This window comes from Pinirhizobacter sp. (assembly GCF_036499745.1).
In the GTDB taxonomy this organism is placed as follows: Bacteria; Pseudomonadota; Gammaproteobacteria; order Xanthomonadales; family Rhodanobacteraceae; genus Pinirhizobacter.
This window is the reverse complement of sequence record NZ_DASYDG010000041.1, coordinates 69,649-91,439: the sequence shown is the minus strand read 5'-3', so window position 1 is coordinate 91,439 and position 21,791 is coordinate 69,649. Positions and strand designations below refer to the sequence as shown.

The following is a 21,791-nucleotide window of genomic DNA, read 5'->3' as shown; positions in this document are numbered from 1 at the left end:
TCCGGCCCCGCTGCCCGCGGACGCCCCCTGGATTGTGATGAAGTTCGGCGGCACCAGTGTCGCTACCGCCCCCCGCTGGCGGAATATCCTGGAACTGGCCGCCAGCCGCCGCGCCGAAGGCGCCCGCGTGCTGATCGTGGTTTCGGCGCTGTCGGGGGTGACCGATACGCTCAAACATATCGCCTCGCAAAGTGATGCCATCGATCGCTCGGCGCAGGCCAGGACCATGCGCGAACGCCACCACGCGTTGTGCGAGGACATGCGGCTGGATGTGCCGGCGAACCTGCACGCACGGCTGGACGACCTGGCGACGCTGGCGGCCGAGGGCTACGCCGAGCTCGGCGAGTTGCCATGGTCTGCCCAGGTGCAGGCGCACGGCGAGCTGTTGTCCAGCACCCTGGGCTCGGCCTTCCTTACCGCGCAGGGCCTGCCCACCACGTGGCTCGATGCGCGCGAGTGCCTGCATGCGGTGGCGCTGCCCAACCAGAACGAGCGCACGCGCGTGCTTTCGGCGATGGTGGAAGCCCGCCACGACCGCACCCTGTGCGCGCGCCTGGCGGAGCTTGGCGAGGTGTTCATCACCCAGGGCTTCATTGCCCGCGACGAGGAAGGCCGCACGGTACTCCTTGGCCGGGGAGGGTCCGATACCTCCGCTGCCTATTTCGGTGCGCTGCTGCATGCCGCACGGGTGGAGATCTGGACCGACGTCGCCGGCATGTTCAGCGCCAACCCGCGCCAGGTGGCCGGTGCGCGCCTGTTGCAGAAGCTCGATTACGAGGAAGCCCAGGAAATCGCCTCCACCGGCGCCAAGGTGTTGCACCCGCGCTGCCTGTCGCCATTGCGCGAGCCGCGCGTGCCGTTGCTGATCAAGGACACCAACCGCCCTGAACTCGAAGGCACCGTGATCGGTCCGGAAGTGCGCGAACAGGCGCCCAGCATCAAGGCGATCAGTGCGCGCAAGAACATCACCCTGGTGGCGATGGAATCGGTGGGCATGTGGCAGCAGGTAGGCTTCCTTGCCGATGTATTTGCCAATTTCAAGAAGCACGGGCTGTCGGTGGATCTGATCAGTTCGGCCGAGACCAACGTCACGGTATCGCTGGACCCCACCGAAAACCTGCTCGATTCCGACGCCGTGGCCGCGCTTGCGGCCGACCTTGCCAAGGTCTGCCGCGTGAAGGTGATCGCGCCGTGCGCCGCCATCACGCTGGTGGGCCGCGGCATGCGTTCGATGCTGCATAAGCTCTCAGCGGTGCTTGCCGAGTTCGGGCAGCTGCGCGTGCATTTGATTTCGCAGTCGTCGAACAACCTCAACATCACCTTCGTGGTCGATGAAGACGTCGTCGACGACATCCTGCCGCGCCTGCACGACATGCTGATCGGCGCCGGTGCGCTGCGCACCGATGACAGCCTGCTGTTCGGCCCGGCCTGGCAAACGCTGTACGGGTCGGTGGCCGAAGTAAAGCCAACGCGCCCCTGGTGGCGCGACGAGCGCGACACCCTGCTCAAGCTCGCCGCCGAGCGCTCGCCGCGCTACGTGTACCACCTGCCCACCGTGCGCGGGCAGGCGCGCAAGCTGCATGCGCTGGCAAGCGTTGACCGCCTGCACTATGCGGTAAAGGCCAACACGCATCCTTCCATCCTCAAGGCTTTGGCCGAGGAAGGCTTCGCCCTTGAATGCGTGTCGCCCGGCGAGCTTGCGGTGGTGATGGCCTCGGTGCCCGAATCCACGCCCGTTCTCTATACGCCGAATTTCGCCTCGCGGGCGGACTTCGCGGCAGGGCTGGCAACGCGGGCCACGATCACCATCGACGCGGTGTTTCCGCTTGAGCACTACGCGGACATGTTCACTGGCCGCGAATTGATGCTGCGCATCGACCTTGGGCGCGGCCTGGGCCATCACGAGAAGGTCAAGACTGGCGGTATCGGCAGCAAGTTCGGCATTCCCATCGAGCAGCTCGATGGCGCGCTGCGCATGGCCAGCGAGGCCGGCGCGCGGGTGATCGGCCTGCACGCGCACCTGGGCTCGGGCATCCTGGATGCCGCGCACTGGGGCGAGGTGTACGCGCAGCTGGCAGCACTGGCCGAGCGCATAGGCAGCATCACCGTGCTCAACATCGGCGGCGGCCTGGGCGTGCCCTCCCATCCGGGTGAGCCGTCGCTGGACATCGACGCGCTGGCGCAGGTGCTGGCGCAGGTACGCACTTCCTATCCGCAGTTCTCGCTGTGGATGGAGCCTGGCCGCTATCTGGTGGCCGACGCTGGCGTGTTGCTGGCCCGGGTGAACCAGGACAAGGGCAAGGGCACGGTGCGCTACCTTGGCGTGGACACCGGCATGAACAGTTTGATCCGTCCGGCGCTGTACGATGCCTGGCATGACATCGTCAACCTCACGCGCCTGGAGGAACCGGCCACGGCGATGTACCAGATCGTCGGCCCGATCTGCGAATCAGGTGACATCCTTGGCGAAGACCGCCGCCTGCCCGAATCGATCGAGGGCGATGTGATCCTGGTCGCCCAGACCGGCGCCTATGGTGCGGTAATGAGCTCCCGTTACAACCTGCGCGACGACGCCGACGAAGTGGTGCTGCCATGAGCCTGGACCCGCGCGCGGCGCAGAGCTTTCATTTTGTCCGCCATGACTACGTCGATGGCGTTGCCGAACTCGTCTACCGCTTCGATGACGGCGAGGAACTGATCGAGCGCGTGCGTTTTCCCGATGCGCCCGCGGTGCCGGCCGAATGCGCAGGCGCACTGGCAGCGGTACTGCGCCTGCTGCACCTGATGGCTGGCGTCAGCTACTACAAGGCTGCGGTACCCGAGACGATCGTCGTGCACGGTGAGCAGCCCGACGACGCCACAGCGGATCTTCTCGATGCGTTATACCTGCACGGCCTGGCGGAGTTTGCCTATCGCAACGGGCTGGACCTGCGTGGTCGCGTGCGTTTTCCCCGTGGTGGGAATCCGCCGCCGGCGGGTGTGCTGGACCTCCCCCGCCGCGCGCTGCTTCCCATCGGTGGTGGCAAGGATTCGGTAGTGGTGGTCGAGGCGGTGAAATCCATCGGCGCCGAGGCTACCGCCACCTGGGTAGGTAATTCGCCATTGATCGCCGCCTGTGCCGCGCGCACCGGCCTGCCGACGTTGAACATCGGCAGGGAATTGAGCCCCGGCCTGTTCGAGCTCAATCGCCTTGGCGCCTGGAACGGGCACATCCCGGTAACGGCTGTGAATTCGGCCATCCTCGCCATGGCGGCGGTGATCTACGGCTATAGCGCCGTGGTATTCGCCAATGAGCGTTCCGCCTCGGTCGCCACGCTCGAATACGAAGGCCAGGAAGTGAACCACCAGTGGAGCAAGGGCTTCATGTTCGAGCAGGCATTGCAGGGTTACCTGCACAGCCACGTGGCCCAGGACCTGGACTATTGCTCGCTGCTCCGCCCGCATTCGGAACTGGCCGTCACCCGTGCCTTTGCAAGGTTGGGCGCGCCGTATTTCGACGTGTTCTCCAGCTGCAACCGCAACTTCCGCATCCTGGGCCCCAAGCCTGCGGATCGTTGGTGCGGCCAGTGCCCGAAGTGCCATTTCGTGTTCCTGGCACTGGCGCCCTTCATGCCCAAGCCGCGGCTGCTCACCATCTTCGGCCGCAACCTGCTCGATGACGAATCCCAAGCGGCAGGGTTCGATGCGTTGCTGGAATTCCACGACCACAAACCGTTCGAGTGCGTGGGTGAGGGTGCCGAGGCACGCGCGGCGATGTATGCCCTGTCGCAACGCGCCGAATGGAAGGAGGACGCGCTGGTGGCGCGTTTCCGCCGCGAGATCCTGCCGCAGCTGAACGTCTCGGAGCTGGCCCTGGAGCCATGGCTGCAGCCAGCCTCCGCGCACCTGGTGCCGGCTTGGCTGCATGGGGCATTGGATGCACTGGACTAAGCTAGAAGGACGGCGCATCGCGGCCTGGGGCTTCGGCCGCGAGGGCCGCGCCACGCTTGCGTGGTTGCGCAAGCGCCTGCCCGATGCGCCGCTGGCGCTGTTCTGCCTGCCATCGGAAGAAGATGAAGCGCGCGCTTTCGGGCAAACACTTCGATCGCTCGACGTCCGCACGGCCGTGCCCGATGACGGCCTGCTGGCCGCCTTCGACATCGTGGTGAAGTCGCCCGGGATTTCCGCCTACCGCAGTGAAATCCTCGCCGCCAGGAAAAGGGGTACAGCCTTTACCTCGGGCACTGCCTTGTGGTTTGCCGCGCACCCGCGGGCACGGACTATCGCCGTGACGGGCACCAAGGGCAAGAGCACCACCACCGCGATGATCGCGCACCTGTCGCGCTCGCTGGGCGTGCGCACTGCGCTTGCAGGGAATATCGGCCTGCCGCTGCTGGAGCTCGATGGCCAGGAAGCGGATGTGTGGGCGATCGAACTTTCGAGCTTCCAGACCGCTGAAGCGGCGAACGTGGACCTGGGCGTGGTCACCAGCCTGTACGAGGAACACCTGGACTGGCACGGCAGCGTCGAGCAATACGTGCAGGACAAACTGCGCCTTGCCGATGCCTCGAAAGCGCTGCTCATCAATGGCCAGCAAGGCACGTTGATCGAGCGAACTCATGGCCATCCCGGCCGCTTCTTCTTCGGTCGTCCTGATGGCTGGCATGTGGAAGACGGCTGGATCCACCGCGGCAGTGACCGCGTGGTGCAGGCATCGATCATCCCGGCGCCGGGCGCGCACAACGCGCTGAACGCCTGCGCCGCCCTCGCCGCGATCGAACACATGGGCCTGGACGCCGTGGGCGCCGCACCAGCACTGGCTTCGTTCCATGCACTTCCCCACCGGCTGCAGCCCCTGGGCGAACGCGATGGCATCACTTACATCAACGACTCCATCAGCACCACGCCGATGGCGACGCTGGCGGCCCTTGAAACCCTTCAGGGCAAGCCGGTTGCGGTGATCGTTGGCGGCCATGATCGTGGACTGGACTGGCATGGTTTTGTTGATGCCGTGAAGGACAGCCCGCCTGCGGCGATTGTCTGCCAGGGCAAGAACGGGCCGCGTATCCACCAGTTGCTGGAAGAGGCACGCATCTCCAACGTCACACTACATCCAGACCTGGCATCGGCGTTCGAGTACGCGCGACTGGTGATCGGGAAGAGCGGGACGGTCCTTCTGTCGCCGGGCGCGCCAAGTTTTGACCAGTTCAAGGACTACGCGGACCGCGGGCGAGCATTTGCCTCCATGGCCGGACTGGAACTGGAGGCAGGCGGCATCATGGGACTGGGCATCCTATAGATGCACGCCAGGCCAGGGAGTAAACCTGCTGCCTGATACATGGTGCTTCTTCGCAAGTTTTCGTCGCCCCTGGCATGGATAATCGGCTTGGCGCAAATCGGAAGCGACCATGCCATTCGAGAACAAGTACATCGGAAGCAGCTTCGACGATTTCCTCGCCGAGTGCGGAATCCTCGCGGAAGTCACTGCCACCGCAACGAAACGCGTCATGGTCTGGCAAATCGAAGAGGCCATGAAGGCTCAGGATCTGACCAGAACCGCGCTCGCGGCGAAGATGGGAACCAGCGAGGCGACGTTGAACGACTTGCTCGACGCCCGGGATAGCGACATGACGCTAACAACGCTTGCCAAGGCTGCAGCTGCTCTCGGTAAGACACTCCGGGTTCAGTTCATCTAGACCCGACTGACGTTACGAGGGCAGGGGGCATGGGCTACGCCTGGCGGAGTGAATGGATTCCCTCTTCACGCCCCCGCACCCTATTATGCGCGGAACCTCCCTCGACCGGACCCTCCGCCCATGCAGCAGCCGCGCCGCGTGTTTTCCATGATCCGGGAATTCCACCTGGCCGACTGGTTCACGCTGGGCAATGCCGTAAGCGGGGTGAGTGCGCTGTTTTCGGTGATGAGCTACCTGCAATACGGCGAGCGCTGGCACCTGTACCTGGCCTGCGGCCTGGTGGCGCTGGCGCTCATCTTCGACGTGCTCGATGGCCGGGTGGCGCGGTGGCGCCAGAAGAGCTCGGCCATGGGCCGTGAGCTTGATTCGCTCGCCGACGTGATCTCCTTCGGCGTGGTGCCGGCGGTGATCGGCTACGGCTGCGGCATGCAGGGCTCGCTCGACCGCGTGGTGCTGGCGTTCTTCGTCGCCTGCGGCGTGTCGCGCCTGGCGCGCTATAACGTTACCGCGGAAGCGAATTCGCAGGACGGCAAGGTGAAGTTCTTCGAGGGCACGCCGATCCCGACATCACTGGTGCTGGTGGCCGTGCTTGCGTGGGCGGCGTGGGCCGGCGCCCTGGGCGATGCCCTGTGGTTCGGCGCGGTGGCCTTCGGGCCTTTCGAACTGCACCCGCTGGTGCTGATGTTCGCGGTATCCGGATCCTTCATGATCTCAAGAATCCGGATACCCAAGCTCTAGACAGTTACGCCGCCAGCGCGGTCTCGATGGCCTTGGTCAGCTTCGGATCATCCGGGGTGACATCCGGATCGAAGCGGCCCACCACGTTGCCCTTGCGGTCGACCAGGAATTTTTCGAAGTTCCAGGTGATGTCCGTCTTGCCGGGCGGCAGCAGGTTCTTCTCACCCAGCTTTTCCCTCAACTGGCCGCCATCCTTGGGCGTGGCTTCGGGGCCTGCCTTGATCAGCGAGGCATACAGCGGGTGGCGCTCGGGCCCGTTGGCGTGCACTTTTCCGAACATCGGGAATTGCACGTTGAAGTTGGTTTCGCAGAAGGCCTTGATCTCAGCTTCCGTGCCCGGCTCCTGGCCCAGGAAATCGTTGCTGGGGAAGCCCAGCACCACCAGGCCCTGGTCGCGGTACTTCTCGTACACCGATTCGAGCCCTTCGTACTGCGGGGTCAGGCCGCACTTGGAGGCGACGTTGACGATCAGCAGCACTTTGCCCTCCAGGGGCTTGAGGGTGGTCTGCTTGCCATCGATGTCGTCGACGGCGATGTCGTATAGGGGCGATGCCATGGTTATTTCTCCAGTCGGTAATTGAAGCTGGCGCGGGAGAACTCGGTAGCGTTCTGTGCCTCGAAGTTCCAGCGCCGGCTGAACAGGTAGCGCAAGGTGATCACCTGGCCTGGCTCAAACAGGCCCACGCCATAGCTTAAGTAAAGTCGCGGCGAAAGATATTTGCCTACCGTGAAGGCGCTGCTGCCATTGAGCGCGTCGCTGTTCTGCACGCCGATGTCGTCCACGCCGATGCGGCTGCCGATCTTCTTGGCTAATAGGTCGCCCGCGGCCGACCCCAGCGCCTGGGCCGCGCCGCCGACGAGGTTGCCCTCGCCACCCTTCACCTGGCTCAGGGGCTTGCCGGTAATCAGGTAGGAAAGTGCGTCGGACTGCTCCATTACCGGCTCGGAGAACACCGTAAGCACAGGCCGGCGCGCGGTACCGGACACATACAGGCCCACTTTTTGGCCGTCATCGACGGTGGAGTTGGGGTTGATCTTGCGCGAGGCCCGGATGTTCAGCCCGGGGTTGTCGATGGGCGTGGACGCGAACAGCAGCTGGCCGTGCTCGATGTTGAGGTTCTGGCCGTAGGCGCGGTATACGCCGTCCACCCGGATCTGCCCCTGGCCGCTGGTGACGCGGCCCGGCCGCTCGCGCACGGCGAGCACACCGGAAACCCTGCCGTCCATGCCGAAACCCACCAGATGGGTCTTCTGGCCGAGGTCCACCGAGATGTCGGCGCTGATGGGCGTGGCAGCTTCTTCCTGCTGCTGGTTCTTTTCGTCCACCACCACGACGTCGGGCGAGGCCTTGGTGGCGCCGGCGCCGGGAAGGCGGGACACGTCGACGTCGGCCAGATCCAGCGTGACCTTGCCGTTGACGTTGATGCCTTCCTTGCCTTGCTTGATGGTGAGCGCCGGCGAGATCACGACCTGCGCGGCGGGAATATCCATCGCGGTGAACTGGCTGCCGGTGATTGCAAGCGTGGTTCCCGTACCTGTGCCGATACCCGCGGAGCCTGCGATGGTGAGTTGGCCCTTGCCTGAGTGCACGCCGCCGTCGATTTGAAAAACCTGCGCGTCGGTGGTGGACAGGGTCAGCCGACCTTGTGAAAGCTTCAGGCCCGCGGACGGCACCTCACCGGAGAAATCTTCCAGCGCTGCCTGGCCGGTGACCGCGGGTTTGGCCACGGTGCCGCCGAGCTGGAAATTCCCGTGCAACCGGCCCTTGGCGTCGGCAAGCTCGGAGGTGAAGAGCTCGATCACGCCAAGGTCGGTGAGGTCGATGCCCAGCTGTCCCGACAGCGCCTGCTGCGCGCCGCTGACCGTGACGTTGCCTTGTAGCTTGCCGCCCTTGTCGAGGGTGGCGGCGAGCACCAGGTGTTGCGTTGCCGGCGAAAGCTGCGCGGAAGCCGTGAGGCCGTCGTAGGTCACCAGGGGCTGGTCGGGGTGATCGCTATAGGCCACCGAACCATGCGGTGAGCGAATGTCGGCCTGTCCGCTCAAGGCACCGGCGGCGCTGCGCTTGATGGCGCCATCGCCTTCGAGCATGCCCTCGGCGCGGATCGGCATGTTGGCATTGCCCGCCAGGCTCATCAGCAGCGCCAGCGGCACCTGGCGAAGCTTGTAGCTCGCATCGAGGTTGCCGGGTTTGTCCTGTTTGGCAGCGACACACAGCGAAGGGTCGCCTGCGGTAAGGCAGGCTTCGCCAAGGCTTGCCGCGCCATCGTTCCAGTCCAGTGCCGCCGGATGCGCCAGGCGCCAGCGCGGCATGCCGGCGAAATCAAGATCCAGCGTGGCAAGGCTGCCGCTCCAGTGTTTACCCTGCAGCGAACCATTCAACGCCACTTCGGTGGAAAGCGGCTGTCCGCGCGCCACCACGTGAAGATCGTGACGCTGCGCGTTGCCACCGGCGTCCACGCGCACGCTGTCGAAAGTCAGCCCGGAAGCAGATACGCCGCTGGCCACCACGTTGAGCTTGCCACCGGGCGTGGTGACATCCGGCACGTGGGCTTCCACCATCAACCGCTGGATTTTCTGCCCCTCGACCACCACGGCCTGGCCATTGAGCGTGCCGTCGACACTCAACTTCGGCCACAGCCCCTTGACGTTGAAGCGGCCATCGATCTTGCCGCCGGCGTTGGGCAGCCAGTCGCCGAGCGAGGCGATGGCCAGTCGCACATCGGCATCGTTGGACGCGTCGCCACGAGCATCGATGCCGACGGTGCTGTTGCCGGAGTTCAGCTGCAGCTTGCCGTTGACCACGCGGTTGGGCTTGAGGGTCAGTTCGCCGCTGCCGCCCACTTCGCGTTTGCGCACGGTGCCGACGAGTTTGCGAAGGTCAAGCGTGCCGTGCGGTCCGGCCTTGGCCAACACGCCTTCCGTGCCCAGGTCGAAGTCGAGTGAGCCGTCATATCCCGCGGCCAGCTGGCCGGGGTCGAAATCATCCGCCTTCGCCTCGAGCTTCCAGGCCAGTTCCGGTTGCAGGGTAAGCGTGCCGGTGGCGTCGAGTTTGCCCTTTGCTTGCATCACAGTGAGCGTATTGAGCGCGATGCGCTGGGGCGTGCCATCGATGTTGAGCGCCAGCTTGGCAAGCTTCCCGGGCGGACCGACATCAACCGCGCCTTCCACGTGGAAGGCATCGGCGCTGCCGCGCGCGGTGACCTTGCCCTGCGAGGCCAGTTCCTGGCCGGCGAGATCGGCCGGTAGCAGAAGATCGGTCCAGGCCAGGGCGAGGTTGGCGGACACCGGGGTGGCAGCAAGGTCCACCGTGCCCGATGCCTGCAACGCGCCCTTGAAGCGGTCGGTGGCGAGGTTCAATTGCTCGAGGGTGAGCGTTTTGTAGTTCTTGTCAAAGTGCGCGCGCAGCGGTGTAAGGCGCAGGTGGTATTCATTGACATCGGCATCGCCGGTGAGGTTTGCACCGTAACGATTGCCGCTGCCTTGCACGTGCAAGCCAAGCGCGGTGAGTGAACTTTCCCCGAGCAGCGGTTTGGGATCGAACCGTGGTGCATCGATCTTCGCCGTCCAGGCATAGTCGCCGGATTGCACCAGATCCATATCCACCTGGGCCAAGGTCGGCTCGGTAACACTGATGGCAAGCTTCGCCTTCGCGCCATCGCTGTGCGCCACTACCTTGCCGGCATAACGCGTATCGCCCACCTGCCAGGACACCTGCGCCTGGCCATCACCGCGGTATCCCTTGCCAACGGCAAGGGTGCCGGCAAGGTCGGCCTGGCCCTCGGGCGCGCGAAGGGCGAGCTGGTGTACTTCGATGCCTTTCTTCGTCCACGAGGCAGCGAGGTCGAGCGTGTTGGAAGCGAAGAGCGCCTTGCCGTCCTGGGAGATGGTGACCTTGCCCACATGGGCCTGATCCAAGCGCATCACGACGGGCGGTTCAAGCGAAAACGGCGTTGAAGGTTCGTTATCCGGTTGCGGTGCAGGCAACGATACCGATACGTCTTCCACATCGAGCCGGCGCACGTGCACGGTGCGGCCGAGCAGGGCGCGGAAGGCGTAGTCAACTTCAATGCTGCCCACCGTAGCCCGCGTGCCCTTGCCGTCGTCGTAGCGGACGTTGGTTAATGTCAGCGGACCGATAAGACGGCCATCGGCGTGGCCCACCTGCAAGGCGCCGGCGGTGAAGCCCTGCGCCCGCGCCAGCGCGAAGGAAAGCCCGGACGCGGTACCCAGCAGCCACCAGGCGAAAGCAACCACCAGCACCAGCAGGAAGGCCAGCGTGTACAAGGTGAAGCGCCACCAGCGGCGGCGTGGCACGGGAGCGCGGGTCGCGGTATCGGTCATAGGTCGGGCCCGATCACCACGTGCAGCTGGATGCCATGCTCGCGGTCGTTATGGATGGGCGTGCCCACGTCCACGCGGATCATGCCTACCGGCGAAAGCCATCGCACACCCAGGCCCGCGCCGATCGCCGGGCGGATGTCGGTGCCGGAGAACGCATTGCCGGCGTCGACGAAGGCTGCCATGCCCCAATTCCTGGTGAAGTAATGTTCCACTTCGTTGCTGGCCACCAAAAGGTTCTTGCCGCCGATGACGCGGTCGAAATCGTTGCGCGGCCCCAGGGCCTGGAAGCCGTAGCCGCGCACGGAACGATCGCCGCCGGCGAAGAAGCGCAGTTGCGGAGGCAGGTCGCTGAAGTCGCTGGTGGTGGTATACCCGGCCGTGCCGCGGAGGATCCAGCGGTTGTTGCCGGCGAAACTGCGGATCCATTTTCCATCGGCCAGGAACTGCGTGAAGCTGGTACTGGAAAGCACGGTTCCCACGGTGCTGCGCGCAGTGAGCGTGACCGACCAGCCGCGTCGCACGAAGATGGGGTTGTCGCCGGATTTTCGCGACAACGAGATTTCCGGATACAGCAAGGTGCTGCGGCCGTGCTCGATGCCGATGGTGTTGTCCGTCTCGCCACCCTTCTTGCCGACGGTGAAGGTGCCGGTGAGCGCGTGCAGGCCGATCACCCGCGTCCAGCCGTGCCAGAGCTTGGTTTCGTTGGCTACCAGCTCCAGCGTGTGTGCAGTGGAGGTGGTGGTATCGGCATCGCGGAAGGTGGCGCCGTAATTGAAGCTGCGCTGGTCGGGGCCGGGCATCGGGACGGTGTAGAGGGAAGTGAGTGTTTTCAACCGCTGCGCCACCACGACCTCATTCTTCCATTTGTGGCCACGATCATTCACCCAGCGCTTCTCGATGCCGCCGCGAAGCCCGAAGCCGGTATCGGTGCCGATGAAGGGGCCGCCGGTATAGATGGTGCGCAGCGCCGGCGCCAGTTCCACGTTCACATTGACCACGCCGTTCTTCGCGTTGTCGATATCGGGCATCACGTTTACCACGGAGAAATAATCCGCGCCGTTCAGTGCCTGCTGCAACTGCAGAAGTTGATCCTGCGAGAAGTAGTCGCCTTCGTGGAAGGGCAGGTAGCGGTCGAGGAAACCATCGCGGAACTGCGAGCCCTTGAAGGCGATGTGGCCGATGCGATAGCGCTGGCCGACGTCCCAGGCGAGGGTTACTACCGCCTGGTGCTCGGCACGGGTAATTTCCACCGTGTGTTTGGTGTTCCGGGCATCAAGGTAGCCACTGGCGGTAAGCATGGCGCCAACGCGATCGCGGGCGCCTTCATACACGCCATCGTCCATCACCTGGCCCTTGAGGTTTTTTACCCCCGTCACGGCGCCGCGGATGCGTGGCAGCCTGGCCACGGTCTCGTCAATGCTTATATTCACCCCGGTGATTTTTACCGGGGTATTTGCTTTCACATGCAGGGTGACGAGCCAGTTGTTGCCTTGTTGCACGATGTCGCCCGTGACGTCCGCCTCGTAATAACCGTAGGGTTTTAATCCTTCGCGGACCTGGTCGGGGGCCTGTTCATACAAGCGTCGCACCTGGGCGGCGGTGACGTCGCGATTGGCGTACTGGCTTAACGCCACGGAGTTGACCACGGCGGGCTTGAGCGTGTCATCAACGCCGTCCACCACCAGCTTCACGGCCGCATGGGCCCAGGTGGGCAACAGCAGCAGCGCAGCGGCGAGGCATAAAGGGCAGATCGTGCGGCGCATGATGCTAGGTCTTCTCTCCTTAGCGCCGACCTGGGGCGGGCATCGTTAACGGTAACGCGCGTGCCTGCCTTATTCCATGCAAGAAATCTCAGCCTGCGGTATCACCGGCCTTATGCGCGATCCACGCGCCGACAGTGGCAGAAAGATACGGGATGGCAGATGCAGCCAGGATGAACATCCACAGGATGCTCTCAAAGTATGCCGTGCCGAAGGCCTTGGCCATGCCGGCCACGGCCAGGGCAAGACCCAGCACCATCAGCATTTCCTCGCGCACGGGAGTGAACGCGGCAAAACTGGATTCACCCAGGCGGCGGCTCTTTGCGGTGACGATGAATGCCGTCTTCTTGCGCGTCAGCCCGTGGATGATGCCGCGGGCAATGGCATGGGAAAGACTCATGCTGGCCAGCGATGCCATCAGGGTGTCGCGCCAGCCGCAAGGCACGCGCGCGCGGTAAAGCGTGAAGCCGAAAACCATCTTGGCGAAGAAAAAGCCGATTACCGGGATCAGGAACAACTGCATCGGCAGGTTGAAGTACTGCGGGAAGGCGACCATGCCCGCGGTCCAGAAAATGGCCATCAGGGTGAATACCAGGTGCAGCGCATCGGCGAACCAGCTGAACCACCCGGTAAGGAAATGGAAACGCTGGCCGGCCGACAACGGGCCGCGACGGGTCATCCAGTGCCAGCGCCCTTTCAGGATCTGCATGGCGCCGAACGCCCAGCGGTAGCGCTGGCTCTTATAGGCCTTGAAGTCGGCGGGGGTAAGGCCCTTGCCCATCAGTTCGTCGACATACACCAGCTCGTAGCCGGCGTGCATCAACCGCAGGCCGAGCTCGGCGTCTTCGCAGATCGTCCACTCCGACCAGCCGCCGGTGCCTTCCAGTGCCGAACGCCGCACCATGGTCATGGTGCCGTGCTGGATGATGGCGTTGCGCTCGTTGCGGTGGTGCATGCCGATGCGGAAGAAGCCGTCGTATTCCCAGGCCGTCATGCGGCGGAAGGCATTGTTCTCGAACTCGCGGTGGGCCTGCGGGCACTGCACCACGGCCACTTTCGGATCGTGGAAGTAGCCGGTAAGGCTGGACAGCCAATCCTTTCGAACCGCGTAATCGGCGTCGATCACGGCCACCACATCCGCGCGCGGGTCGGTTTCGGTCAGGCCGAAGTTCAGCGCGCCGGCCTTGTAGCCAGGCCACGGTTCCAGATGGAAGAAGCGGAACCGCTCCCCGAGTTTCTCGCAATATTCCTGTACCGGCTTCCAGACATCCGGGTTCTTGGTGTTGTTGTCGATCACCAGTACTTCGAAGTTGGCGTAATCAAGCTCCGCCAGGGAATCGAGGGTGAGCATCACCATCTCGGGCGGCTCGTTGTAGCAGGCCAGGTGGATGGAGACAAAGGGCTGCCGTTCGGGTGGATCGGGCGTGAGCATGCCGGCCTCGCGCAGCCACTTGCGCCGCCAGAGCACCTCGGTGAATTCGAAGCCGTTGATCAGCAGGATCGCCAGAATCGCTACCTGCGCCGGGAACAGCAGCACCAGCATCGACCAGTCGAAGGGGCTTAAGTAGAAGTTGAAGGGCAGGGTGGCCGACCAGACGATCAGGCCGCAGGACATCTGCATCAGCATCAGGAAGAACAGCCGGCCCATCAGCTTGAAGCGCGCAAAGCGGCGGGCGAACGCCACCATCGGGATGAATGCCAGCAAGGACGACGCCAGCGCCTTCCACGGCCACGAAGTGTCTTCGGTGATCGGTCCGGTAAAGGGGAATTTCTGCTGTCGGTCGGCGTTGAACAAGCCCCAGTACGCGCCGGTGCGGCCTTCGCCGAGGTTTTCCTTCCACGGCTGGTCGAAGGCTTCCAGGATGTAGTAATCAATGTGGCGGGCCTGGGCAGCGTTCATCCACTCGCGCAGGAAGATCGCCTGGTTGGACACGCTGGGCTTGGCATACTTGAAGCGATCGCCGTTGGACGGCCAACCGATCTCGCCCACCACGATGGGCTTGTCTGGGTAAAGCCGCTTCAACTCGTTGTAGCGGTCGAGACTGTCCTTCAGCGCCAGCCCGCGGTCGATCGGCTGGCCTTCCCAGAACGGGAAGAGATGCACCGTGATGAAGTCCACGTGCTTGACCAGTTCCGGGTAGCGTTCCCAGATGTGCCAGGGCTCAGCGGTGGACACCGGCTGGTGCAGTGCGGCCCGGGCCCGGTCGAGGTAAGCCATCAATTGTTCGGGCTTCAGTTCGCTCGTCAGCAACGATTCGTTGCCCACGATGGCGCGGGTGATGGTTTTGGGGTAACGCTGGGCTTGTGCGATCAGCGCGGCAAGCTCGCGCTCGTTGTTGTTGAGCCGGCGATCAAGCAGCGCACCGGCCATCACGTCCACGCCGTCGGCCTGGGCCAGGCGGAACACCTGGGGATTCTCCAGCATCGAATAGGTGCGGATGCGCGGTGAGTACTTCTTCACCAGCTTGAGGTCCGCGTCGATCTGGGCGTCGGTGGAGACATCCCCGCGCATGGGATTCTGGTAGCGCTGGTAGGCGGTGAAGCCGAAGCCGCTGATCTGACCGTGCCAGTCTTCCGGGCCGTGCGGCATGTTGCCCACGAACCAGAGGCCGAAGTTCACTCCGGCGACCAGGAGGGCCAGGAAGAGTGCCACTACCAGGGAAGGGCGTCGTTCGGTCGGTGCAGGTGCGCTCAAAACATTCCCCGGACCGTCTGGCCCCCAGATAGGCGTGAATAATCGTGTGAGCTTAACCAAGCCCGCCGGATGGCTCAACGCATGGGGTGCCGGCCAGTCAGCGGAGCCTTAAGTGTGACATCTTCGGGCTTGGCGGCGGCGTGCACGTTGCGTCCGCTAGACTTTGCACAATTTTTACCAGGAGTCGGGCATGCGTCGCCTTGTCTTTCGGTTCCTCGTGGCTGCCTTCGTGCTGCTCACCCTGAGCCGGCTGGGGTTGTCCCTCTGGCAGTTCCAGCGCGTCCACGACGCCGGCGGCCTGTGGCCGGTGATGTTCGGCGGCCTGCGCATCGATCTGAGCTTCCTGGCCATGATCGTGGCCATTCCGGCGGTGCTGTCGCCCTGGCTGGGCCACCGGCCCTGGCCCACCCGCATCACCGCGTGGTGGTTGCGACTGGCCTGGCTGCTGCTGGTGCTTCTTGAAGTGGCCACCCCGCAATTCATCGTCGAGTACGACACCCGGCCCAACCGCCTGTTCGTGGAATACCTGGTGAACCCGGTGGAAGTGGGGTCGATGCTGTGGCACGGCTACAAGATGGTGGTGGCCTGCTCGTTGCTGGTGCTGATCCTGCTGGGCTGGTTTGGCTTCGGCCTGCTGGCCACGCGACCGGCGGACCGCCCCTTGAGATGGGTGACGCGTCCGATCGCCTGCCTTTTGATTTTCGCCGTCTGTTTCCTTGCCGCCCGCGGCACCCTGGAGCATCGGCCGATCAACGAGGCCACGGTGGCCTTCAGCAGCGACAGCATGGTCAATACGCTGCCGCTGAGTTCCCTGTACAACGTGGCCAACGCCATCGAGGCCCTGCGTAGCGAGCGGTCGTCGGCAGAGCTCTACCCGCACATGGCCGTCGATGCCATGAACAACGAGTTCCGCCGAAGCATCGGGCTCGACGGGCCGCCACTGGATCCGCGCTACCCAACCCTGCACCAACAGGTGGCAAGGCGGCCACGGGCCCACCCGTTGAACCTGGTGATCATCATGCAGGAGAGCCTGGGTGCGCAGTTCGTCGGCAGCCTGGGCGGCCGCGACCTCACGCCGCATCTTGATGAGCTGGGCAGCCAGGGCTGGATGTTCGACCGCGCCTATGCCACCGGCACGCGCTCGGTACGGGGCCTGGAGGCGATCACCACCGGCTTCCTGCCCACCCCGGCCGAGGCCGTACTCAAGCAGCCCCGGTCGCAGCGCGATTTCTTCACCATCGCTGCATTGCTGGGCCAGCAGGGTTACCACTCGCGCTTCATCTACGGCGGCGAGGCCCATTTCGACAATATGCGCGGGTTCTTCTTAGGCAACGGCTTCAACGAAGTGGTGGACCGCGCCTCGTTCACCAACCCGGTGTTCGTCGGTTCGTGGGGTGCGTCCGATGAAGACATGTTCAACGAACTGCACAAGCGGCTGATGGCCGATGGCGACCACCGGAACTTCACCCTGGCCTTCAGCGTGTCCAACCACACGCCTTGGCAGTATCCGGCTGGCCGCATCACCCCGGTGGGTGACCCGGCCAGCGTGGACAACACGGTGCGTTACGCCGACTACGCCATCGGCAAATTCTTCGAGCAGGCAAAGCAATCGCCGTACTGGAAGAACACCGTATTCCTGATCGTGGCCGACCACGACGCGCGCGTATTCGGAGCCAGCCTGGTACCGGTGGAACACTTCCACATCCCGGCGTTGATCCTGGGCGGGCAGGTGCCCGTGAAACACGATGAGCACATCGTCAGCCAGGTGGACATGGCTCCCACGTTGCTGTCGTTGATGGGCATCAGCAGCGAGCATCCGATGCCCGGCGCCGACCTCACCGTGCGAGACCCGGACCGGGCCGTGATGCAGTACGGCGACAACTTCGGTTACCTCAAGGGCAACCAGCTCATCGTGTACGAACCGCACAAGGCGGCCCAGGCGTTCACTTACGATGGAAAATCCACCCTGACACTAGCGCCGGTTGACCCGGCGCTAGCCAAAGAGGCACTGGCAACCTCACTGTGGCCAAGCTGGGCATACAAGGAATTACGCTACCGGCAGCTCGGGAAGGCGCCAGGCGTGCCCTGAGGCTACTTCAGCAGCGAGCGGAGCATCCAGGCGGTCTTTTCGTGTTCCTTCAAGCGGCCAGTGACCATGTCCGCCGTGCCCTCGTCGCCGCCGGCATCGGCGGCCTTGATGGAGTCGCGCGCGGTGGCGGCGGCAATTTCATGCCCTTCCACCAGCTGGGCCACCATGTCCTTCCATTCCGGCACGCCGGGTTCTTCCTTGATCGAGGTGAGCTTGGCGAACTTGCTGTAGGAACCGGGGGCGATGACGTCGAGCGTGCGGATACGCTCGGCCACTTCATCGGCGGCCAGCCATAGCTCGTTGTATTGCACCTCGAACATGGCGTGCAGCGAATTGAACTGGGGGCCGGTGACGTTCCAGTGGAAGCTGTGGGTTTTCAGGTAGAGCGAGTAGGTATCGGCCAGCAGCTTGGAGAGGTGGTTGGCGATGTCTTCGCGTTCTTTCTTGGGGATACCGATATCGATGGCCATCTTCATTGCCTTTCTTGGGTTTGCCAGGCTTTCGAGGATAGCCAACCCATGTGTCGCTTGGAAATGAATGCTTCCGATCCCACTGATAGCGACCGGCTATCATTGGCGGTCTCATGCCTTCCCGACCTTCGCGCCCCTCCCCGGAACCGGCCCGCCTGCGCGAGCTGCGCGCTGCTGTGTCCGGCGCCAGCAGCCGCGATGTCGGCCGCTTGCTCGGCCGCATCGCCAGCCTGAAGCGCAAGGGCGTGGATGAGGCCCGGCTGGACGCCCTGGCCCGGGAAATCGATGCCTCCACGGCCCGGCGGGCCGCGCGGGCGGCTTCGAAACCTGTGATCCGGCTCGACGAGTCGCTGCCGATCACGGCGCGGGCGGAGGAAATCACCCGGCTGATCCGCGAACACCAGGTGGTGGTGATCGCCGGCGAGACGGGTTCGGGCAAAACCACGCAGCTGCCCAAGCTGTGCCTGGCCGCCGGCCGTGGCGAGGCGGGCCTGATCGGCTGCACCCAGCCCCGGCGCCTGGCCGCCCGTTCGGTGGCACGGCGCGTGGCCGAGGAACTGGGCACGCAAGTAGGCGACAAGGTCGGCTTCCAGGTGCGCTTCAACGAGCAAGTGGGTGAGCACACGCTGGTGAAGTTCATGACCGATGGCATCCTGCTGGCCGAAACGCAATCCGACCGGTTTCTGTCGGCCTACGACACGATCATCATCGATGAAGCCCACGAGCGCAGCCTCAACATCGATTTCCTGCTGGGGTACTTAAAGCGCCTGGCCGTGCGGCGGCCGGAACTGAAGATCATCGTTACCTCCGCCACCATTGATACCGCTCGCTTCGCCGAGCATTTCGACGGCGCACCGGTGATCGCGGTGGAAGGCCGCGCCTACCCCGTGGAAGTGCGCTACCGCCCGCCACCGGACCGCGGCGAAACCACCCAGGCCGGGCAGATCGCCGATGCCCTGGATGAAATCACCCGCACCGACCCGCGCGGCGATGTGCTGGTATTTCTTCCAGGTGAGCGCGAGATACGCGACGCCCACCTGCTGCTGTCGCGACGCCAGTACCGCGAAACCGAAGTAGTGCCGCTGTACGCCAGGCTGTCGGCAGCCGACCAGGACGCGGTGTTCCGCCCCGGCAACCGGCGGCGCATTGTGCTTGCCACCAATGTGGCCGAAACCTCGCTCACCGTGCCGCGCATCCGCTACGTGGTTGATTCGGGCACTGCCCGCGTCAAGCGCTACAGCCAGCGCAGCCAGATCGAGCGCCTGCATGTGGAGCCGATCTCACAGGCCGCGGCCAACCAGCGCAAGGGCCGCTGCGGCCGCCTTGGGCCGGGCATCTGCTATCGCCTTTACGACGAAGCAGATTTCGAATCGCGAGCGCCTTATACCGACCCGGAACTGCTTCGCTCGTCGCTGGCCAACGTGATCCTGCGCATGCTGTCGCTGGAGCTGGGCGACGTGGAGGAATTTCCGTTCCTGGAGGCGCCCGACCCGCGCGTGGTGTCCGACGGCTATCGCCGCCTGGCGGAAATCGGCGCCATCGACGATACACGCAAGCTCAGTGCGATTGGCCGCACATTGGCGCGCCTGCCGATCGACGTGCAGCTGGCACGCATGCTGGTGGAAGCCAACACGCTGGGCGCCCTGCGCGACGTGCTGGCGATCGTGTCGTTCCTGTCCATCCAGGACCCGCGTGAACGTCCCGCCGACGCCCGTGGCCAGGCCGATGCCGCCCACGCGCAGTTCGCCGACCCGCGTTCGGACTTCACCACGGTGCTTAAATTGTGGACGGCATACCAGACTGCCCACGAGGATCTGACGCAAAGCAAGCTGCGCGACTGGTGTTCGCGTAACTTCCTTTCCTTCATGCGCATGCGTGAATGGCGCGAACTTCACCGTCAATTGCTGCTGGTGGTGCAGGAACTGAAGTGGGACCTCAACACGGCCCCGGCCAAAGCCACCCGCCAGGGCGATGACGCCGATGCCTACGCCGCGGTACACGGCAGCCTGTTGTCGGGCCTCCCCACGCAGGTGGGCCACAAGGATGAAAAAGGCCAATACCGCGGCACCCGCGAGCGCCGCTTCACCCTGTTCCCTGGCTCCACGGTGGCCAAGGCAGCACCGGCGTGGGTGTTCGCCGCACAGGTACTGGATCTGGGTGGCCGCATCTGGGGCATGAATAATGCGCGCATTGAACCGTCGTGGATTGAAAAGCATGCCGCACACCTGTTGAGGCTTAGCTGGCGCGACGCGCATTGGTTGCGCAAGCGCGGCCATGTGGTGGCCTATGAGCAGGTAAGCCTGTTCGGGCTGGTGCTGGTGGAAAAGCGTCCGGTGACCTTCCGTCTGCAGGATCCGGCGCTGGCGCATGCGATCTTCGTGCGCGAGGCATTGGCACGCTGCGATATTGACAGCCGCAGCGATTTCATCCGCGCCAATGCGCGCGTGTTGGAACAGGCCCACGAGATCGAGGCCAAGCAGCGACGCGCCGGCTTGCTGCGTAGCGAAGATGAACTCGTCGCTTTCTTCGATGGCAAGCTGCCCGAAGACATCTCTGACGTCCGCGCCCTCGACGCATGGTTCCGCAAGGCACCGCCGGCCGCGCAGGCGGCATTGCGCTGGTCGCTTGACGACATCATGGTGGGCGGGGCAGGGCTTGATCCGAAGGCCTTCCCCACCTCCATGGCGGTGGGCCCGCATGCCTGTCGGCTGGAGTACCGCTTCGTTCCGGGCGACCCCGCCGACGGCGTCACTTTGCAGTTGCCTCTGGCGTTTCTCAATGCGGTGCCTGAGGCCCACTGCGAGTGGCTGGTGCCCGGGTTGCTTACCGATAAGGTGGCTGAACTGATCCGCGGCCTGCCCAAGGCGTTGCGCCGTAACTTCGTGCCCGCACCGGATTTCGCGCGGGCATTTACCGAGGCCGAGGCCCCGCGGGACGAACCCCTGCCACGAGTGCTGGCGATGTTCCTCAAACGTACGACGGGTGTCGATATCGACGCGTCCGCGTTCGACGGCATCGACTTGCCCGCGCATCTCTTGATGCGCTTCCGCCTGCTCGATGACCACGGCAAGCCACTGGCCGAAGGTCGCGACCTTGCGGACCTGCGCGCCCAATGGGAAGGCCGCGCCCGCGAAGCGTTCTCGCGCAAGACCGACCTCGAACTCACCCGCGAGGACGTCTCCACCTGGGACTTCGATGAAATTCCCGACCGCGTGAAGTCGGAGGCGGGCCTGGTGGCCTTCCCGGCATTGGTGGATCTGGGCGAAGCCGTGGCGCTGCGCGTGTTCGAGCGCGGCGACGAGGCGCGCGCCGCGCATGTCGGCGGCGTTGAGCGCCTGTTGCGCGAGGCGGTGGGTAACGAGATCAAGCGAGCACGCCGCCAATTGCCGGTGGGTAATGCTTTGGGCCTGAAATACGCCACGCTCGGCAGCGTGGAGTCGCTCCGCGAAGACATGGTCGAGGGCGGATTCGCCGATCTCGTCGGGGCAAGCGACCTCAACGTGCGCACCCGCGAGGCTTTCGAAGCGCTGCGCGCGGCTTTCGCCCGGGACATCTTCAAGGCCGCCATGGACCGGCAAAAACTTGCCGAGCCAGTGATCGAGGCCCAGGCTGACCTCCGGCCCTGGCTGCAACCGCCGCTGATGGGATTCGCGCGCGCCAGCTATGACGACCTTCGCGAGCAACTCGACGCTATGTTGCCCCCGGGCTTCCTGCGCGAATGGACGGCCCATCGCCTGGCGCAACTGCCGCGCTACCTGAGGGCCATGCGCCTGCGCGCCGAGCGCCTGCGCCAGGATCCCACCAAGGACCAGCAGCGCATGCTGCAGGTGCTGCCGTACTGGCGAGCGCTGCTCAATGTCGGCGCGGGTGCGGACACCCCGGCCTGGCAGGAATTGCGCTGGCTGATCGAGGAATGGCGCGTGTCGCTGTTCGCCCAGGAGGTGCGCACACCCGAGCCCGTGTCCGCCAAGCGGCTGGCCCGTGCGCTGGAAGCCGCGCAGGGCAGGGCATGATCGTGGCAAG

12 protein-coding genes are annotated in these 21,791 nt (G+C 64.6%); 7 read left to right on the top strand and 5 right to left on the bottom strand.

The annotated features are described in order from the left end of the window. The first annotated feature begins 37 nt into the window (after positions 1–37). The 5 genes from VGM61_RS14710 (at position 38) to pssA (ending at position 6,413) form a co-directional block, all read left to right on the top strand. The gene (locus tag VGM61_RS14710; protein WP_331523588.1) at positions 38–2,596 is read left to right on the top strand and encodes a bifunctional aspartate kinase/diaminopimelate decarboxylase; all 2,559 of its coding nucleotides are present in this window, start codon (positions 38–40) and stop codon (positions 2,594–2,596) included. Beyond that, positions 2,593–3,930 carry a UDP-N-acetyl-alpha-D-muramoyl-L-alanyl-L-glutamate epimerase gene (gene murL, locus VGM61_RS14705; RefSeq protein WP_331523582.1) on the top strand — a complete coding sequence of 446 codons (1,338 nt, stop codon included), beginning with the start codon at positions 2,593–2,595 and terminating at the stop codon, positions 3,928–3,930. Before VGM61_RS14710 ends, murL begins: the two co-directional genes overlap by 4 nt. Further along, on the top strand, positions 3,917–5,278 hold the full coding sequence (murD, locus tag VGM61_RS14700) for a UDP-N-acetylmuramoyl-L-alanine--D-glutamate ligase (RefSeq protein WP_331523581.1): 1,362 nt from the start codon (positions 3,917–3,919) through the stop codon (positions 5,276–5,278). Before murL ends, murD begins: the two co-directional genes overlap by 14 nt. 109 nt (positions 5,279–5,387) lie before the next feature. After that, on the top strand, positions 5,388–5,675 hold the full coding sequence (locus tag VGM61_RS14695; RefSeq protein ID WP_331523580.1) for an XRE family transcriptional regulator: 288 nt from the start codon (positions 5,388–5,390) through the stop codon (positions 5,673–5,675). 120 nt (positions 5,676–5,795) lie between these two features. Further along, positions 5,796–6,413 carry a CDP-diacylglycerol--serine O-phosphatidyltransferase gene (gene pssA, locus VGM61_RS14690; RefSeq protein ID WP_331523579.1) on the top strand — a complete coding sequence of 206 codons (618 nt, stop codon included), beginning with the start codon at positions 5,796–5,798 and terminating at the stop codon, positions 6,411–6,413. Between the two features lie 4 nt (positions 6,414–6,417). On the opposite strand, the gene VGM61_RS14685 is transcribed toward pssA, so the two are convergent. The 4 genes from VGM61_RS14685 to VGM61_RS14670 all read right to left on the bottom strand — a co-directional run bounded on the left by VGM61_RS14685 (position 6,418) and on the right by VGM61_RS14670 (position 15,209). After that, the gene (locus VGM61_RS14685; RefSeq protein ID WP_331523578.1) at positions 6,418–6,969 is read right to left on the bottom strand and encodes a glutathione peroxidase; all 552 of its coding nucleotides are present in this window, start codon (positions 6,967–6,969) and stop codon (positions 6,418–6,420) included. Positions 6,970–6,971: 2 nt separating this feature from the next. Then, a complete protein-coding gene (locus tag VGM61_RS14680; protein WP_331523577.1) occupies positions 6,972–10,754 on the bottom strand; it encodes a translocation/assembly module TamB domain-containing protein in 3,783 nt (1,260 codons plus the stop codon). Next, positions 10,751–12,517 carry an autotransporter assembly complex family protein gene (locus VGM61_RS14675; RefSeq protein WP_331523576.1) on the bottom strand — a complete coding sequence of 589 codons (1,767 nt, stop codon included), beginning with the start codon at positions 12,515–12,517 and terminating at the stop codon, positions 10,751–10,753. The genes VGM61_RS14680 and VGM61_RS14675 overlap by 4 nt, the downstream gene beginning before the upstream one ends. An 88-nt stretch (positions 12,518–12,605) precedes the next feature. After that, on the bottom strand, positions 12,606–15,209 hold the full coding sequence (locus VGM61_RS14670) for a glycosyltransferase family 2 protein (protein WP_331523574.1): 2,604 nt from the start codon (positions 15,207–15,209) through the stop codon (positions 12,606–12,608). Between the two features lie 190 nt (positions 15,210–15,399). Between VGM61_RS14670 and VGM61_RS14665 the strand changes: the two genes are divergently transcribed. Then, positions 15,400–17,298 carry an LTA synthase family protein gene (locus VGM61_RS14665; protein ID WP_331523573.1) on the top strand — a complete coding sequence of 633 codons (1,899 nt, stop codon included), beginning with the start codon at positions 15,400–15,402 and terminating at the stop codon, positions 17,296–17,298. A gap of 2 nt (positions 17,299–17,300) precedes the next feature. Here VGM61_RS14665 and VGM61_RS14660 read toward each other — a convergent pair whose 3' ends face one another. After that, complete coding sequence (locus VGM61_RS14660) at positions 17,301–17,768, bottom strand: Dps family protein (protein WP_331523587.1); 468 nt, start codon at positions 17,766–17,768, stop codon at positions 17,301–17,303. A 113-nt stretch (positions 17,769–17,881) separates the two neighbouring features. Between VGM61_RS14660 and hrpA the strand changes: the two genes are divergently transcribed. Then, complete coding sequence (gene hrpA / locus VGM61_RS14655) at positions 17,882–21,781, top strand: ATP-dependent RNA helicase HrpA (protein ID WP_331523572.1); 3,900 nt, start codon at positions 17,882–17,884, stop codon at positions 21,779–21,781. The last annotated feature ends 10 nt before the right edge of the window (positions 21,782–21,791 follow it).